Source organism: Ruminococcoides intestinale, from assembly GCF_040095935.1.
Taxonomy (GTDB): domain Bacteria; phylum Bacillota; class Clostridia; order Oscillospirales; family Acutalibacteraceae; genus Ruminococcoides; species Ruminococcoides intestinale.
In genome coordinates, this window is record NZ_JBBMFQ010000007.1 from 30,982 (window position 1) to 47,289 (window position 16,308).

Below are 16,308 nucleotides of genomic sequence, written 5' to 3' on the forward strand. Positions count from 1 at the left end.
GTCTGAAAGGAAAGATAACTATGATTTACGGAATATGGACATTTTGTGCGGCTTTGCTTGCTTTTATAATCTCAGCCGTTACAGGCAAGTTTTTGATTCCATACCTTCGCAAGCTCCATTTTGGTCAAACAATTCTTGAGGAAGGTCCTAAGTGGCACAAGGGTAAGCAGGGAACTCCCACAATGGGCGGTATAATGTTCATCGTTGCAATTGTGGTTGTCACAATGATCAGCACAGTTATATATGCTTTTACAGGCGCTGATTTGGTAAATTCATTCTTTGCAGACATTCCAAGAGAATGTATGTTCATTTTCTGCGGACTCGGTCTTGCGGTTGCAAACGGTTTTATCGGCTTTATTGATGATTACATCAAGGTTGTAAAAAAGCGTAACCTCGGTCTTACAGCGTCACAAAAGCTGATTCTCCAGTTCCTTGTTGCCGCCGCTTTTCTTGCAGTTCTGGCAATTGCAGGCTACGGTACAACAACAACTATTCCTTTTGTCGGCAAGGTTGACCTCGGATTTTTCTATTATATTATTGCCGCCGTTGCAATCGTTGGTATCGTAAACTCGGTAAACCTTACAGACGGTATTGACGGTCTTGACGGTTCGGTAACATTCTTTGCGTGTGTTGCATTTATGCTTATCGCCTGCGTAAAGAGCTATCTCGGCATAACAGCCATGAGCGCCGCATCTGCGGGTGCCTGTCTCGGATTCCTTGTATGGAACTTTCACCCTGCAAAGGTGTTTATGGGCGACACGGGTTCACTTTTCCTCGGCGGTCTTGTATGTGCTCTTGCTTTTGCAATTGATATGCCTATTCTTCTTATTCCGATCGGAATTATCTATATTGTTGAGGAGCTCTCCGTTATTCTTCAGGTCAGCTACTTCAAAATTACACACGGCAAGCGTCTTTTCAAGATGAGCCCTATCCATCACCACTTTGAAATGTGCGGTTGGAGCGAGGTTAAGATTGTCGGTGTGTTCAGTGCAGTAACCGCAGTTTTCGGTGCAATAGCTTTTGCACTTGCATATTTTGGTGCATAAATAAACGCAGAAATACTTGTTTAAAATAAATTTTAAGGGAGGAACGGTCTTTGGCTCCACAAAAAAGAATGATGCTTAAAGCTGATGTAAACAGAATATATGATGAAGAGGTTTACTCGGAGCAGAAGATCAGGGAAGAAAAGTTTTTTGTCCGTCCTACTCGTCAGAGAAAGATGAAAAAAGGAAAGCTGTTTTCCGTTGGCATGGGACTTGACCTTCCGTTTTGCATAATCATTCTTGTACTTCTCACTATCGGTATGATTATGATGTTTTCTGCAAGCTATGCCTATGCTTATTACAATCAGGGCGACAGCTATTATTACCTTGTAAGACAGCTCATTTTTGCCGCTATCGGCGTGGGCATAATGTTTTTCCTTTCGTTCTTTAACTATAATAAACTTCACAAAATCGCACCGATTGTTCTTGCAATTTCGTATTTGTGCCTGCTTGTGGTTCTTGTACTGCCGGGTTCCGAAGGCGTAAAAAGATGGATTCCTCTTGGAATTTTCAATGTTCAGCCTTCTGAGATTGCAAAGTTTGCAATTATCCTTTTCTTCTCACATTGGTGCAGTAAATACTATAACAAAATGCAGTTTGCCCGTTACAGCGTTTTGCCGGGTATAATTGTTTTCGGTTCAACAGCACTTTTGCTTTTTCTTGAACCGCACTATTCGGGTATCGTAATCATCGGCATTCTTTCGGTTGTAATGCTTTATATCGGTGGAATGCAGACAAAGTATCTCGGAATCGGTCTTGGACTTATTGTCGGAGTAGTGCTTATACTTGCCGTCACAAACAGCCTGTCCTATGCTATGAGCCGTCTTGACGGTTGGGGTCAGGCGCTTGAATATACAACGGACGAAATGTGGTGGACTACATATCAAACCCGAAATTCACTCTATGCAATCGGTTCTGGCGGACTTTGGGGACTTGGTCTCGGTCAGTCAAGAATGAAGTACCTCTATATTCCTGAGCCGCAGAACGACTTTATCTTTGCCGTTGTTGTTGAGGAGCTCGGTCTTGTGGGCGCACTTATGATTCTCCTTATTTTTGCACTTCTTGTGTGGAGAGGTATCACACTTTCACTTCGTGCAAAGGATAAGTTTGGCAAACTTCTCGGTATCGGTCTTACCTCACAGATCGGCATTCAGGTTGTGCTGAATATTCTCGTTATCACAGACTGGCTGCCTAACACGGGTATCAGCCTTCCGTTTTTCAGCTACGGCGGCAGTTCGCTTATTATGCTGCTTGCCCAGATGGGACTTGTGCTTTCAATTTCCAGAACGGCAAATATCGAAAGACAATAATTTAAAAATAGTTTTCTCCTGCATGAGTTTTGCAGAATTTTCAAAAGAAAGGTAAGAAAATTATGAAAGTATTGCTTGCAGGCGGCGGCACGGCAGGACACATAAATCCTGCACTTGCAATAGCCGGATATATAAAGAATAAAAGAAATGATGCCGAATTTTTGTTTATCGGCAACCGTGGCGGAATGGAGCAAAGACTTGTTCCGCAAGCCGGTTTTGATATTAAGTCAATCACGATCAGCGGATTTAAGAGGAGCTTTTCTCCCAAGAGTATGCTTGAAAATGTTAAGACAGTTTCAAGAACCTTCACTTCTTCAAGAGAGGCAAAGAAAATAATTGCCGAATTCAAGCCTGATATCTGTATCGGAACAGGCGGATATGTTTCGGGTCCCGTTATCAGAACAGCCGCAAAAATGGGTATTCCGTGCATTATTCACGAGCAGAATGCATATCCGGGCATTACAAATAAAATGCTTGCAAAGAGCGTCAAAAAGGTAATGCTTGCCGTTCCGGACGCAAAAAAGTATTTTGACAAAAATGTTGATTTTGTCATTACCGGAAATCCTGTAAGACAGGAAATCCTCACGGCAAAAAAAGAAGAGTCAAGAAAAGAACTCGGGCTTGACAACCGTCCCGTAGTGCTTTCGTTCGGCGGAAGCCTCGGAGCAAGAAAAATAAATGAAGCTGTTGCAGACCTTGTTGCAAGAAGCGGTATTGACGGCAGATATCAGCACATTCACGCATACGGCAGTTACGGCGACTGGTTTCCGCAGCTCGTTGAGGAAAAGGGTACTGACATTGCCGATTGTTCAAATCTTGATATAAGACCGTATATTGATAATATGCCGACTTGCATGGCGGCGGCAGACCTTGTAATCTGCCGTGCAGGTGCAATTACACTCAGCGAAATTCAGGCTATGGGCAAACCGGCAATCCTTATCCCGTCACCTAATGTTGCCGAAAATCACCAGTATCACAACGCAATGGCACTTGTGAATGCAGGTGCGGCTGACATTATTGAGGAAAAAGACCTCACGGGTGCGGCTCTTATGCGTAAAACTGACAAAATGCTTCTCAATCCCGAAAAGCTTGAGAAGTACAGCGAAAATTCACGCAAAATGGCAATTACTGATGCCAACGAAAGAATTTATTCGGTAGTCAAAAAAGTTCTCGGACTTGTGTAACGGTAACATTTATAACGCTTTCTCATAGAATAGAAGGGTATTCTTTTTGAGAGGGTGTTATTGTGTCAAAACTGCTTGTTACAGGACGCAAAAAGCTTGACGGAGAGGTTGAAGTTCAGGGGGCAAAAAACAGCGCTTTGCCGATTATTGCCGCCTCGATTCTTACAAAAGGTGAAAATGTAATCCACAATTGTCCTTCGCTTTCCGATGTTGACGCATCTGTCAACATTCTTCGGTATCTCGGCTGTGCCGTCACACGCTGTGATAAAACACTTCTCGTAAAATGTGACGATATCAACCGCTTTGATGTTCCCGTTGAATTGATGCGTAAAACAAGGAGTTCAATTGTTTTTCTCGGTGCAATCCTAGCACGAACGGGAAGGGCGAGAATTTCGTTCCCCGGCGGATGTGAAATTGGTTCAAGACCGATTGATTTGCATCTCAATTCACTTCGGGAGATGGGGGCGGATATTCGTGAAAAGCACGGCTATCTTGAATGTTGCGTTCCAAACGGACTTTGCGGAACAAAGATAACGCTTTCGTTCCCGAGTGTGGGTGCAACGGAAGATATTATGATTGCCGCCTGTCTTGCAAAAGGCACTACAACAATCATCAATGCCGCCCGTGAACCTGAAATCTGCGACCTTGCGGATTATCTCAATTCCTGCGGTGCCGATATTTCCGGAGCAGGCGAGGGTGTTGTCGTCATTGAGGGTGTAAGCTCTCTCTGCGGCTCTGTCCACACAATCATTCCGGACAGAATCGTTGCCGCAACGCTGATGAGCTGTGCCGCCGTAACGGGTTCAAAAATTATACTTAACGGAATAATTTCGTCCCACCTTGCGGCACTTATTCCAATCTTCAAAAATGCAGGGTGCAAGATAAGAATTTCGGACGGAAATCTTGAGATAAACGCTCCCGAAAGACTTAAATCAATGAAAACAATCAGAACGATGCCGTTCCCGGGCTTTCCCACAGACGCACAGGCGCCCTTGCTTGCAACAGCGTGTGTTGCAGACGGAACAACGGTTTTTGTTGAAAATATATTTGAAAACAGATACAGACACATCCCTGAGCTTGTCAGAATGGGTGCAGCCGTTAAGACAGAGGGCAAGGTTGCCGTTGCAGAGGGTGTGGGAATTCTTTACGGTGCGTCGGTTGAAGCTCCCGATTTGCGAGGAGGAGCGGCACTTGTTGTTGCAGGCCTTTGTGCAGAGGGCAAAACCGAAATCGGCGGCGTGGAGTATATTGAAAGAGGCTACGAGTGTATTGAGTCTACTCTTACATCAATCGGGGCAGATATCAAGAAAATTTAGGGTAATCAGATTTTTAACTGTCGCAGGGCGGATTTCCGCCCTCGGCAGATAACATAAACGAAGGGAGGATTTGCTTTGAGCGACGGTAAAGACAGAAGACCGCTTACATCAAAAGAGCGAAAGAGTCTTAAAAAACAGCGTAAAAATGCCGCAAAGCAGGCAGAAAAGTATCATAAGGAAAAAGCAAAGCAGGATAAGAGAGCTAAAAAATCCCCCAATCCGAAAAAGGAACAGCAGAAAAAAGCTCCAAAAAGTAAAATTGAGGAGGCTTTTCTCAAGCAAAAAGAAGAGCAGGAATCACAAAGACAAGTCGAAAATATGAGCCGTGAAGAAAAATTCAGGAGAAAAGGCAAGGCTAAAATCAAGAACCTTAAACCAAAGGATTATGAAGACGGCTATTATGTTGACGAATTCGGAGAAAAGCAAAAACAGGAAAAGCGTGCAAAGGAAATCCGTGCTCAGGAGCGTGAAGTAATTCGCAGAAGAAAAAAATCTCTGACGAGCACTCAGATTAAGCACAGGAGAATCGCATTGTACAGTTCAATTTTTGCGGCAGTGCTTATAATCGGTGTTATACTAAGCCTTACAGTCCTTTTTAAAACCGAAAAAATTGAGGTTGTGGGGGACAAGTATTATGACGAAAAACAGATAATTGCATTCAGCGGTGTTGAATATCAGGAGAACATCTTCATGGGTGCAATGTACAATACATCGGACAAGATTGTCAAGAATCTTTCGTATATCGAAAGCGCAAGCGTAAGCTTTAACATTCCGGACACAATAACAATTACTGTTGTTGACGCAACACCGTCATATGTTATTCCAAACGGTAACGGTTATCTGCTTGTAAGCTCAAAGGGCAGAATCCTTGAGGAAATTTCCGAAAATAAGGACAAGCTTCCCGAACTCACCTGCGGCGACATCAAGACCAAAGAGGTTGGACAGTACGTGTCATTCAGCGACGCAAATGTTCCCGATATTCTCGAAGATGTTTCGCAGAGCCTTATCAACAACAAGGTTAAGAATATCACAGGCTTTGATGTTACCGACACGGCAAACATAAAGCTCGTTTATGACGGAAGGATTGACATTAACATCGGACTTCCCGATGATATCGACTATAAAATCAGAACTGCAATGACAATCATCAACGAAAAGCTTGACCCGAACAACACGGGACTTGTTGCAGGAACGCTTGATGTTTCGGCTTGCAGTACATCAAAAATTTCTCACTACAAACCTGCCGCAACCCAGCCCACAGCCGCAACACAGGCAACCACACAGGCAACAACGCAGGCGGCTGATTCTTCAGCCGATACGGGTGACGGCTACACAGACAACTACACATGGGATGACGGAACATATTCGGGCGGTGACACGGGTTATTACGGCAATAACAGCTATAATAACTATGATAACGGTACCTATGACAACGGCAATGCAGACGGCGCCTATACGGGCGAGTAATTTTTCAGCAGAATTTTCCGTATAATTTTGCAGAAAAACGGCTGAAAAGCATTGCTATTTTGAAAAAAGTATGATAGTATAAGATAGTATAATTGTGTACTATGAAGAATAATGATTTCTGACTGAAAGTTGTCAATATATAAGGAGGACGAAAAAATGGCTTTTGAACTGGAATTGGAAAACGAGTATATGCCTAAAATTAAAGTGATCGGTGTCGGCGGAGGCGGCGGAAACGCTGTTAATCGCATGGTTGCGACCGAGGTTAAGAATGTTGAATTTATCGCAATAAATACAGATGAACATGTTTTAAGACTTTCAAAGGCTTCGCAGAAGATTCAGATCGGCGAAAAGCTTACAAGAGGTAAGGGCGCAGGCTCTATGCCACAGATCGGACAGGAGGCAGCCGAGGAGAGCAGAGATGAAATCGCAGCACTTCTCAAGGATACGGATATGGTATTTGTTACTGCCGGCATGGGCGGCGGTACAGGTACAGGCGCTGCTCCCGTAGTTGCCAAAATCGCAAAGGATATGGGCATTCTTACAGTCGGCGTTGTTACAAAGCCGTTTGCTTTTGAAGGCAAGAGAAGAATGACTCAGGCTGAGCAGGGTATTGCAGAGCTTTCTGCCTGTGTTGACTCGCTTATCATCGTTCCTAACGAAAGACTCAAGTATGTTTCGGATACAAGCATCACTCTCCAAAACGCATTTGCTATTGCCGATGATGTTCTCAGACAGGGTGTTCAGAGTATTTCTGATCTTATCCTTCTCCCGGGTCTTGTAAACCTCGACTTTGCCGATGTTACTTCCGTAATGAAGGACGCAGGCTACGCTCACATGGGTATGGGCAGTGCAACAGGCAAGGACAAGGCTACCGTTGCCGCAGATATGGCTATTTCAAGTCCGCTTCTTGAAACTTCAATTGACGGCGCAAAGGGTCTTATTATCAACATCACAGCATCTGCCGATGTTAGTCTTGATGATATCGATGCCGCATCAACAATGATTAAGGATAAGGTTTCAGATGATGCAAACATCATTTGGGGTGCTGTTATTGACGATAAAATGGAAGATGCTATCAGCGTGACGGTTATTGCAACCGGCTTTAACGCAGACGGTCAGATTGCTAAGAAGAATCTTACGGACGCAGTTTCATCAGCGTCAGCTCCTGTTGCGGCTAAGGAAGAGCCAAAGTCAACAACAAAGGACAAGACTGATGATGACGACGATACCTTCTATGATATTATGTCAATTTTCAACAAGTAATACATTCTGATGTAATGAGGCACTCCTTTTCTGGAGTGCCTTTTCGTTTGACAACAGCAATTCCGTTATGGTATAATTTGAACGGAATAAAGGGGAATTGTGAGCTTTTGTGCTTTTACAATTTCTCTTTTTTTGAGCGAAATCCAAAAGCAAAGAAGGCGGAAAAATGAAAAAACTACTTGCACTTTTGATTGCCTTGATGACTGTTCTTTTGTGCAGCTGTTCATCAGGCGGTGAAACAATCCGATTCGGTGCGGCAGGTACCGGCGGAATTTATAACGAAGCGGCAAATTCGATAAAGTCGATTGCCGATGCTGACGGCATTCTGAAAATTGAAACAAAGACAACAGCCGGTTCTGCGGCAAATGTTCGCTTGCTCTCACAGAATTATCTTGACGCTGCAATTGTTCAGTCCGACATTGCACACGACGCATTTAACGGCGAAAATAATTTTGAAAAATCCGGCAGTCTTGAGGGCTACAGCGCTGTTGTAGGTATGTTTACAGAGGCTTGTCATATCGTTGTAAGAAAAGATTCTGATATTAACAGTGTTGATGATTTGCTCGGCAAAACCGTGAGCATAGGTGAAGAAGAATCGGGTTCGGAGCTTAACGCAAAGCAGATTCTTTCGGCATACGGGCTTAACTCAAAAATGGTTAAGGAAAAAAATCTTAATTATGCCGATGCCGCAAAACAGTTACAGAACGGCGAAATTGATGCGGCATTCTTTACACTCGGACTTAATGCAACAGTTGTTGAGGAACTTTCAAAGCAATGTGATATCAAGCTTATAGGAATTGATGATGCAGCTGTTAAAAAGCTTAAAAACGCTTACAGCTATGTTAATTGCAAAATTCCGAAAAACACTTACAACGGGCAGAGTGATGAAGTCGGCACAGTTGCGGTAAAGGCTGTTCTGATTGTGAACGACAGACTTTCAGACGAACAGGTGAAGAAACTTACACAGCTTGTCTTTGACAATGCGCAGGAACTTCAGCTGACTGTTTCGGCGGATGTTGACATAACACTTGAAAAAGCCGTTGAAGGTGTTAAAATTCCTTTTCACAAGGGTGCGGCAGAATATTATTCCGAAAGAGGAATAACAGTAAAAACAGCAGGATAACTGCGAAAGGATTGGTGCTGATTGAATATAACTCTTGATATGTATCAGACAATCGCAGTTGCCGTGATTGTTCTGATGGCCGGTGCATTTCTGAAAAAGCGTATATCGTTTTTGCAGAAATTTTGTATACCCGCACCTGTAATCGGCGGTTTGCTTTTTGCAATTCTTACGCTGGTTCTCTATATGACAGGTGTTGCGGTAATTGATTTTGATGATACTCTAAAGGAAGTCTGCATGGTGTTTTTCTTTACCTCAGTCGGATTTCAGGCGAATCTCAAGGTACTGAAAAGCGGAGGCAAATCCCTTATCGTATTTTTGTTTCTTGTAATTATGCTCATTGTAATGCAGAATTTCTCTGCAATCGGACTTGCAAATTTGATCGGACTTGACTCGCTCACGGGTATGACGACGGGTTCAATTCCTATGGTAGGCGGTCACGGTACGGCGGGCGCTTTCGGTCCTGTACTTGAGGATTTCGGCGTTCAGGGTGCGACAACTGTTTGTACTGCCGCTGCAACATTCGGTCTTATCGCAGGCTCACTCATGGGCGGACCTGTCGGAAACAGACTTATTAAAAAGCACAACCTTATTGCTACGATCAAAACAGAGGACGACAGCCTTCTTGTTGAAGAAGAAGAAAAGCACGAACGACATTTTTCAATGTATGCTCCGGCAGTATTTCAGCTGATTATAGCGGTCGGACTCGGTACGGTTGTTTCAGATTTGCTTTCACTTACGGGCATGACATTCCCGATTTATATCGGTGCAATGATTGTTGCCGCAATTATGAGAAATATCGGTGAATACACGGGTAAAATCACTATTCATATGGGCGAGATTAACGACCTCGGCGGTATATGTCTCTCACTTTTCCTCGGTATTGCTATGATTACACTCAAGCTTTGGCAGCTTGCCGACCTTGCGCTTCCGCTTATTATACTTCTTGCAGGTCAGGTTGTTCTTATGTTCATTTTCACATATTTTGTTGTGTTCAACATTATGGGCAGAGATTACGATGCAGCTGTTCTTGCGGCAGGTACTTGCGGTTTTGGTATGGGCGCAACGCCAAATGCAATGGCAAATATGCAGGCAATCTGCGAAAAATACGCACCGTCCGTAAAGGCTTATCTTATTGTTCCGATTGTCGGCAGTTTGTTTGCCGACTTCCTGAACAGTCTGACGATAACATTCTTTATAAATTGCATTTAGAATCGGAGGCAGGTATTATGAAGGACAGGAAATTTACATTTGATTCCGAAAACCTTGCTTTTCCCGAGATTCACACGGGCAAAGTAAAGCAGAATGATGTTGCCGAGGATAACACAGACAGCACGGTTGTTTATGATACTGTCGCTGTTCCCGAGGTTCATCTCAAAAAGCATAAGCATAAAAAACAGAAGAAAGACAATAAATAAAACAACAGCCGTACATTTTAAAAGTGTACGGCTGAAATTTTTGTATTTAATTTTGAAATAAAACCTTACCTTCCGTAATGGGTGTGTATGCGGTAAGTTCGGCCATGTCAAGGTCGATTTTGTGCATATCAACCGCACAAATTTGGTGATTGTTGTAGGTGGTGTAGTAGTAGATTCCCTTGTCGGCATTGCAACAGGAGGTGTAAAGTGTGATTTCATACTTTCCGTCTGCAACCTCACAACAACCTTTCTGCTGGTCAACAGAACCGAGAATGTGGAAAAACTGGCTCACGCTTTCGCTCTCGCTGTCACCAGAAACGGAGTTAAGCTTTGTGAACGCAACCTTTGCAAAACGGGATGCGGATGAAAGGTCGCCCGGCAGTCCGATTGCACCCATTCCACGGCTGTATGTGGTTAGCTCGGCACTTTTGCCGAAGTTGTTTTCGGGTTGCTTTGGTGAGAGTGACATATAGTTGTTGAGCATGAACATCTGAATGTCAAACGGCGGATTGTTTGTCAGCACACCGACAGGGTTGTCATAGACCTTGAGTCCGTCATTTGTCGATTCAACTGTAAGCGATTCGTTTCTGTCGGAAATAATCCAATGCAATTGAGCACAGGGGAGCCTGTCGCTGAACTGCGTATTTGTTATGTTAAGGTTTTCAAGCTTTTTTCTTGCCTGCAAAACGCTGTCGCAATGTGAAAGTATATACGGAATGAACTCAAATTGTGCAATATTTTCCTTGCCGTTTTTCGGTTCAAAATATACGGCATTGCCCACAAAATTTAGTCCTGCCATACACAAGCCCTTTTCATTCATTGCGTCGTAATAGAGCGGATAACCGTCTGCAATGTGAGCCATGCCAATCATCGCAAAGTGGCTGTTGCATTCGTTTGTATGGCGGAACTTAAACGGAAAATTTCGTGGAGTAATTGTAATTTCGTCACCGTATGAAAATTCATAATCAAGCGTTCTGCCAAAGTAAAAGTCTTTTGTTTTATATGTTGCCGCTGTACACATATCATCAGCCTCCGATTCTTTTAATAATAAATATTCTTCCGCTTGGTATAGAGTATCATACTGCTTAAACAAAATGATTGCAAGGTGATTTTTGGAAAATTACAAAAATTGTCGAAATCACTTGAAAAATTAACCTGCTCGGTATATACTATATATGTCGATATGAATGATATGTCAATATGAATGGGAATGAGGTTCTCCCACGGCTTTTGTCGAAACCGCTTTTGCTGATGACTTCTGTTTTTTGAACAGGGGCATTGGCTTTTTTTATGCGATGTTCTTTGTGCGGAAATTTTGAGGAGGAAATTTATGAAGAACAAATTTGTTGATTTTAAGGTGCTTGCAACATCTCTGTGCTGTTCCGTTGTGATGGGACTCATATCGTTTGCGTTTCTGAAATGTCTTGATTATGCGGCAGATTTCAGGAGCTTCTTTCCGCTGTGCTATATCTTTTTGCCCGTAGCAGGTATTGTGACCGCTTTTGTATATAAGCGTATCGGTGGAAAGTCTTCAATGGGCAACAACATTATTATTGAGAGTGCAAATGACGGTGAAAAAGTGCCAAAGCGACTTGCATCGTTGACATTTATATTTACCTGCATAACCCATCTTTTCGGCGGTTCTGTCGGCAGAGAGGGAACTGCCGTTCAGATTGGCGGTTCGCTGACAAGTAATGTTGCCGATTATCTCGGCTTTAAAAATAATGACCGAAGTACAATCGTTCTCAGCGGAATCAGCTCTGCATTCGGTTCGGTTTTCGGCACACCGTTTGCAGGTGCATTTTTCGGAATGGAAGTCTGCTGTGTCGGAAGATTGTCGGCAGGTACGGTAATTCCGTGCTTTGCGTGTTCATATCTTGCAAATTTTGTTACACAGCTTCTCGGCTTTAAACATCAAAGATATGCAATCTCGTCAATCCCCGATTTTGACGCAAGATTTCTTTTTGTGTTTTTAATTGCGGCAGTTTGCCTCGGCTTAATCGGCAAGCTGTTTGCACTCGGAATAAAGTATGTAAAACTTGCATACTCAAAAATTTTCAAGAACTACCTTCTTGCAGCAGCAGTAGGTGCGGCAATCGTCAGCCTTTTAATTTTCGCTTTGGGACTTAACGATTTTGAGGGCTTAAGCACATGGATGCAGCACACCGCCTTTAAGGGCGATGCAAAATGGTACGATATGCCGGCAAAATATCTTTTGACCGTACTCACCCTCGGTGCAGGATTTCAGGGAGGAGAGGTTACTCCTATGTTTGATATGGGTGCGTCATTCGGCAGTTGGTTCGGATGCGTCTGCGGATTTGATCCCACATTTTTTGCGGCAATCGGATTTGTATGTGTTTTTGCCGCAGCAATCAACACACCTATTACAGCAATCGTTCTCGGTATAGAAGTTTTCGGTGCGTCTGCCGCCCCGTATTTTGTGCTTGCAGTCCTCATCAGTTTTATCGCATCCGGCAATACAACAATTTATCCGTCGCAAAAATTCCCGGTTGATAAAAGCCTTTTTCATTTTCAAAAGAAGTGACGCAATAGGCTTGAGCAAAGTGTAAGTCGGTGTATTTAGGCGTTGACTTTGCGAAAATTGTTATTTAAACTTTTCTCATAATCAATAGTTAGTTGTGGGGGAGATTATATGAAAAAATTCAGAGCGGTTTGTTTGGCTTTTGTGATGATGTTATCCGTTGCGGTAATGCTTTGCGGTTGCGGTGATACGAAAATTACAGACAAGGTTAATTTTTCCGATGTTGATGAAATAACCGTCGTAATGTCGGACGAGTCAACCGCCGTGCTTGGCGAGGTTGATTTCAAGACGGTCAAGAATATTCTGCAATCAGCCGAAACAGGCGGTACAAGCGGTGAGTTTGACGGCGGAATCCTTATTGAAACACGCAAAGACGGAATTGTTACCCACAATATCAGTGTCGGCGGTGCTGACAAAATCTGTGTTGACAAAGACAATTCAACCGTGTATAAAATTTCCGATGGTGATTACAAGACCTTGGAAAAGGTTATGGACAATTACAAGCTGTAACGCTTGAACAAAATCACGATAAATAAAAATATAAGCGAGATGAATTCAATCGAAAAACTCATCTCGCTTTTTGCTTGAAGATTAAATTGTTTGCTGAATAAAATCAGAAATCATCGTCGAAATCCGTGTCAAATTCATCATCTAAATCAGACGAAAACAAGTCGTCATTATCTTCGTCATCATTCATAATATCCTCAATCACGGTGAACTCAAGACCTTTTTCAAGCGGATCAAGCGTTCCGTTATGGTTTAAATCAAACAATCGTTCAAAATCGAAAATGCCCATAAATTTTCCTCCTTAACATATGGGATATCCTATATGTTAATCATATCAAATGAACTGTACGATAAAACGGACTTTCCTTTGATGTCAGACAAATTTATTGAGTTCTGCGTTGTATTTGCAGTCAATTGCAGAAAGCTTGCTTTCAATTTCTTCTTTACTGCAACCGAGATCATCACACATTTTATCAAGGCTGGGGTAGAAATCACGAAGCTTTGTATTAACAAAGCTTAAAAGAATCATCGGATCGTTCGGAATTGTATTTTCAGCCATAATAATCGCCCTTTCAAAATTATTTACTGTATTTACTAATCTTACAATTAGTAGTATAATATACAGGTACAAATTTGTAAACGGTATTTTGTGTGATGCCGTGTGTAACAGATAAATTTTTTTCAAAGGAACTTGGAAATGGATAAGAAATTTGATGTTGTAATCGTTGGCACAGGTGCGGCCGGACTTTATGCGGCACTTAATTTTCCCGAAAGCGTGAATATTCTTCTTGTTTCAAAGCGTGAACTTCAGCTTTCAAACAGCTCTCTTGCGCAGGGCGGTGTTGCGTGTGTGCTTGATACGGTTCACGACAGCTACAAGCTGCATATTACGGATACATTGATTGCGGGAAAGTATAAAAATACTCTTTCCGCTGTTGAAAAGCTTGTTACCGAAGGTCCTTCGGATGTTCTTAAAATCAAAGACCTCGGTGTTGATTTTGACCTTAACGAGGATGGCACAATGTGCAAAACTCTTGAGGCAGGTCACAGCAGAAACAGAATTGTTCATCATAAGGATTCAACAGGCAAGGCAATTGTTGACGGACTTATCGCAAAGGTTACTCAGCTAAAAAATGTTACCGTGTGTGACAACGCTCTTGTTTATTCAATTGACAAGGTGCTGAACGGTTTTTATATAAGCATTTTGAGAAACGGTGAAAAGCTTCACTACGGCTGTAACTACTGTCTGCTTGCAACAGGCGGTATCGGCAGAGTTTATAAGTATACAACCAACTCCGCAATTGCAACGGGTGACGGCATTGCGTTTGCATATATGCTTGGTGCAAGAATTAAAAATCTTTCGAGAATACAGTTTCACCCGACAGCATTTGCGGCTGATCATGGCAGAGAGCGTTTTCTTATAAGTGAGGCTGTTCGTGGTGAGGGTGCGGTTCTGCTCAACTGCAACGGCGAGAGATTTGCCTCAAATTATGACAGCAGAGGAGAGCTTGCTCCGAGAGATGTTGTTTCAAATGCGGTTATGCTTGAATCAATTAAGACAAACAGCGAGAATTTCTATCTTGACATAACTCACAAGCCGGCTGATTTTGTAAGAAATCGTTTTCCGATGATTTATGAAAGATGCCTTGAAGAGGGCGTTGACATTACAAAGGACAGAATTCCTGTATTTCCGTGCCAGCATTACCTTATGGGCGGTATTGATGTTGACCTTCATTCACGCACAACCGTTGAGGGCTTGTATGCCGCAGGAGAGTGCTCGCACACAGGTGTTCACGGTGCAAACCGTCTTGCAAGTAACTCGCTCCTTGAGGCGCTTGTTTATTCAAGAACAGCCGCTCTTGATATTACGGATAAAATCAACAAATTCGGCAGAAGAACTCTTGGTGAAGAACCTGTTTACCGCCCTGTTGAGGGCAAGGTTATGCCGCACGGCTGTCGTTCAAAAATCAGAGAGATTTTGCAGGACGCATATTTTGTTCTTCCAAAGCCTGAAAAATATGAAGAAAGCAGTAAGCAGATTCACGAGATTATGAGTGAACTGTTTGCAGAAAAGTACGAAATCAATTCCGACCTTGTTGAGGCAAGAAGTGCGGCAATTGTTGCAAGTATCATTTTTGATGAAATTATGGAGGGTACAGACTGATGACACTTAACAGCATTTACGTAGACAATCTTATCAAAACCGCATTGCTTGAGGATATCAACTATCTTGACACAACAACCGATTACCTTATTGACGAAAATCAGGAAAACACGGCAATTTTCCTTGCAAAAAGTTCAGGTGTTCTTTGCGGTATCGAGGTTGCTCTCCGTGTGTTTGAAATTCTTCAGCCAAACGGTTTTGAGACAAAGGTTTATAAGCATGACGGCGACAAGCTTGTAAAGGGCGAAATCATTGCTGAAATTCACGGCAAGACAAGAACAATTTTAAAGGGCGAGAGAACGGCTCTCAACCTTATTCAGCATATGAGCGGTATTGCAACCGCAACAAACAAGGCTGTTGAAATTGTCAGCGGTACAAAGGCTTCTATTGCCGACACAAGAAAGACACTCCCGGGTATGCGTCCGCTCCAGAAGTATGCCGTTACGGTTGGAGGCGGAAGAAATCACCGTTACAATCTTTCCGATGCCGCAATGCTCAAGGATAACCACATTGACGCAGGCGGCGGAATTGCCAACGCTGTTTCAAAGCTTAAATCAAAACTCGGTCATATGACCAAGGTTGAACTTGAAGTAAGAAACCTTGACGAACTCAATCAGGCTCTTGAGGCAGGCGTTGATGTTATTATGCTCGACAATATGAGCCCCGAGCTTATGAAACAGGCTGTTGACATCACGGCAGGCAAGGCACTTCTTGAGGCAAGTGGCGGTATCACGGACGAAACTCTTCGTGAAATTGCCGAAACCGGTGTCGATATCATTTCAATGGGTGCGCTCACTCATTCGGTTAAGGCTTTTGATATTTCACTTAAAATAAAATAAGCCTGAATTGAAAAAATTTAAATTCAAAACAAAAAAACAGCGGTGATTATTCTTCATCGCTGTTTTGTGTTGTTTGAGTCGAAATTAAATTGTTGTGTTTGTAAAATGCAGGGAGCATTGCATAATGACGATGAT

General features: G+C 42.9%; 16 protein-coding genes and 1 riboswitch. Of the genes, 13 read left to right on the forward strand and 3 right to left on the reverse strand.

The annotated features are described in order from the left end of the window. Nucleotides 1-20: 20 nt before the first annotated feature. The 9 genes from mraY to WMO31_RS10110 all read left to right on the forward strand — a co-directional run bounded on the left by mraY (nt 21) and on the right by WMO31_RS10110 (nt 10,121). Complete coding sequence (gene mraY / locus WMO31_RS10070) at nt 21-1,046, forward strand: phospho-N-acetylmuramoyl-pentapeptide-transferase (protein ID WP_046432013.1); 1,026 nt, start codon at nt 21-23, stop codon at nt 1,044-1,046. A gap of 50 nt (nt 1,047-1,096) precedes the next feature. Beyond that, nucleotides 1,097-2,353 (forward strand): FtsW/RodA/SpoVE family cell cycle protein, encoded by a 1,257-nt coding sequence (locus WMO31_RS10075; RefSeq protein WP_337606714.1) that lies wholly within the window; start codon nt 1,097-1,099, stop codon nt 2,351-2,353. Between the two features lie 62 nt (nt 2,354-2,415). Next, nucleotides 2,416-3,537, forward strand: a complete 1,122-nt coding sequence (gene murG / locus WMO31_RS10080) for an undecaprenyldiphospho-muramoylpentapeptide beta-N-acetylglucosaminyltransferase (RefSeq protein WP_117881648.1) — start codon at nt 2,416-2,418, stop codon at nt 3,535-3,537. A 62-nt stretch (nt 3,538-3,599) separates the two neighbouring features. Beyond that, a complete protein-coding gene (gene murA, locus WMO31_RS10085) occupies nt 3,600-4,853 on the forward strand; it encodes a UDP-N-acetylglucosamine 1-carboxyvinyltransferase (RefSeq protein WP_367999638.1) in 1,254 nt (417 codons plus the stop codon). A gap of 75 nt (nt 4,854-4,928) precedes the next feature. Further along, nucleotides 4,929-6,320, forward strand: a complete 1,392-nt coding sequence (locus WMO31_RS10090; protein ID WP_367999639.1) for a cell division protein FtsQ/DivIB — start codon at nt 4,929-4,931, stop codon at nt 6,318-6,320. Nucleotides 6,321-6,476: 156 nt separating this feature from the next. Then, nucleotides 6,477-7,583: a cell division protein FtsZ gene (gene ftsZ / locus WMO31_RS10095; RefSeq protein ID WP_015523368.1), complete on the forward strand. Its 1,107-nt coding sequence runs from the start codon at nt 6,477-6,479 to the stop codon at nt 7,581-7,583. 166 nt (nt 7,584-7,749) lie between these two features. Then, nucleotides 7,750-8,706, forward strand: coding sequence for a TAXI family TRAP transporter solute-binding subunit (locus WMO31_RS10100; RefSeq protein WP_367999640.1), 957 nt, complete (start codon nt 7,750-7,752; stop codon nt 8,704-8,706). Nucleotides 8,707-8,727: 21 nt separating this feature from the next. Next, nucleotides 8,728-9,915 (forward strand): sodium/glutamate symporter, encoded by a 1,188-nt coding sequence (gene gltS, locus WMO31_RS10105; RefSeq protein ID WP_021882948.1) that lies wholly within the window; start codon nt 8,728-8,730, stop codon nt 9,913-9,915. 17 nt (nt 9,916-9,932) lie between these two features. After that, nucleotides 9,933-10,121 carry a hypothetical protein gene (locus WMO31_RS10110; RefSeq protein WP_015523370.1) on the forward strand — a complete coding sequence of 63 codons (189 nt, stop codon included), beginning with the start codon at nt 9,933-9,935 and terminating at the stop codon, nt 10,119-10,121. Nucleotides 10,122-10,167: 46 nt separating this feature from the next. Here WMO31_RS10110 and bsh read toward each other — a convergent pair whose 3' ends face one another. Continuing rightward, nucleotides 10,168-11,142, reverse strand: a complete 975-nt coding sequence (gene bsh, locus WMO31_RS10115) for a choloylglycine hydrolase (protein ID WP_367999641.1) — start codon at nt 11,140-11,142, stop codon at nt 10,168-10,170. Between the two features lie 176 nt (nt 11,143-11,318). Next, nucleotides 11,319-11,389: riboswitch (Fluoride riboswitch) on the forward strand. A gap of 62 nt (nt 11,390-11,451) precedes the next feature. Here bsh and WMO31_RS10120 point away from each other — a divergent pair. Continuing rightward, nucleotides 11,452-12,666, forward strand: a complete 1,215-nt coding sequence (locus WMO31_RS10120; RefSeq protein ID WP_367999642.1) for a chloride channel protein — start codon at nt 11,452-11,454, stop codon at nt 12,664-12,666. Between the two features lie 108 nt (nt 12,667-12,774). Continuing rightward, nucleotides 12,775-13,173, forward strand: coding sequence for a hypothetical protein (locus WMO31_RS10125; protein WP_195230282.1), 399 nt, complete (start codon nt 12,775-12,777; stop codon nt 13,171-13,173). A gap of 103 nt (nt 13,174-13,276) precedes the next feature. On the opposite strand, the gene WMO31_RS10130 is transcribed toward WMO31_RS10125, so the two are convergent. Together WMO31_RS10130 and WMO31_RS10135 are read right to left on the reverse strand one after the other, a co-directional pair. Next, nucleotides 13,277-13,459, reverse strand: a complete 183-nt coding sequence (locus WMO31_RS10130) for a hypothetical protein (RefSeq protein WP_015523375.1) — start codon at nt 13,457-13,459, stop codon at nt 13,277-13,279. Nucleotides 13,460-13,543: 84 nt separating this feature from the next. After that, nucleotides 13,544-13,729, reverse strand: coding sequence for a DUF4250 domain-containing protein (locus tag WMO31_RS10135; RefSeq protein ID WP_117931134.1), 186 nt, complete (start codon nt 13,727-13,729; stop codon nt 13,544-13,546). Nucleotides 13,730-13,867: 138 nt separating this feature from the next. Between WMO31_RS10135 and WMO31_RS10140 the strand changes: the two genes are divergently transcribed. Beyond that, on the forward strand, nt 13,868-15,334 hold the full coding sequence (locus WMO31_RS10140) for an L-aspartate oxidase (RefSeq protein WP_015523377.1): 1,467 nt from the start codon (nt 13,868-13,870) through the stop codon (nt 15,332-15,334). After that, a complete protein-coding gene (gene nadC / locus WMO31_RS10145; protein ID WP_195230284.1) occupies nt 15,334-16,173 on the forward strand; it encodes a carboxylating nicotinate-nucleotide diphosphorylase in 840 nt (279 codons plus the stop codon). Before WMO31_RS10140 ends, nadC begins: the two co-directional genes overlap by 1 nt. Nucleotides 16,174-16,308 lie beyond the last annotated feature (135 nt).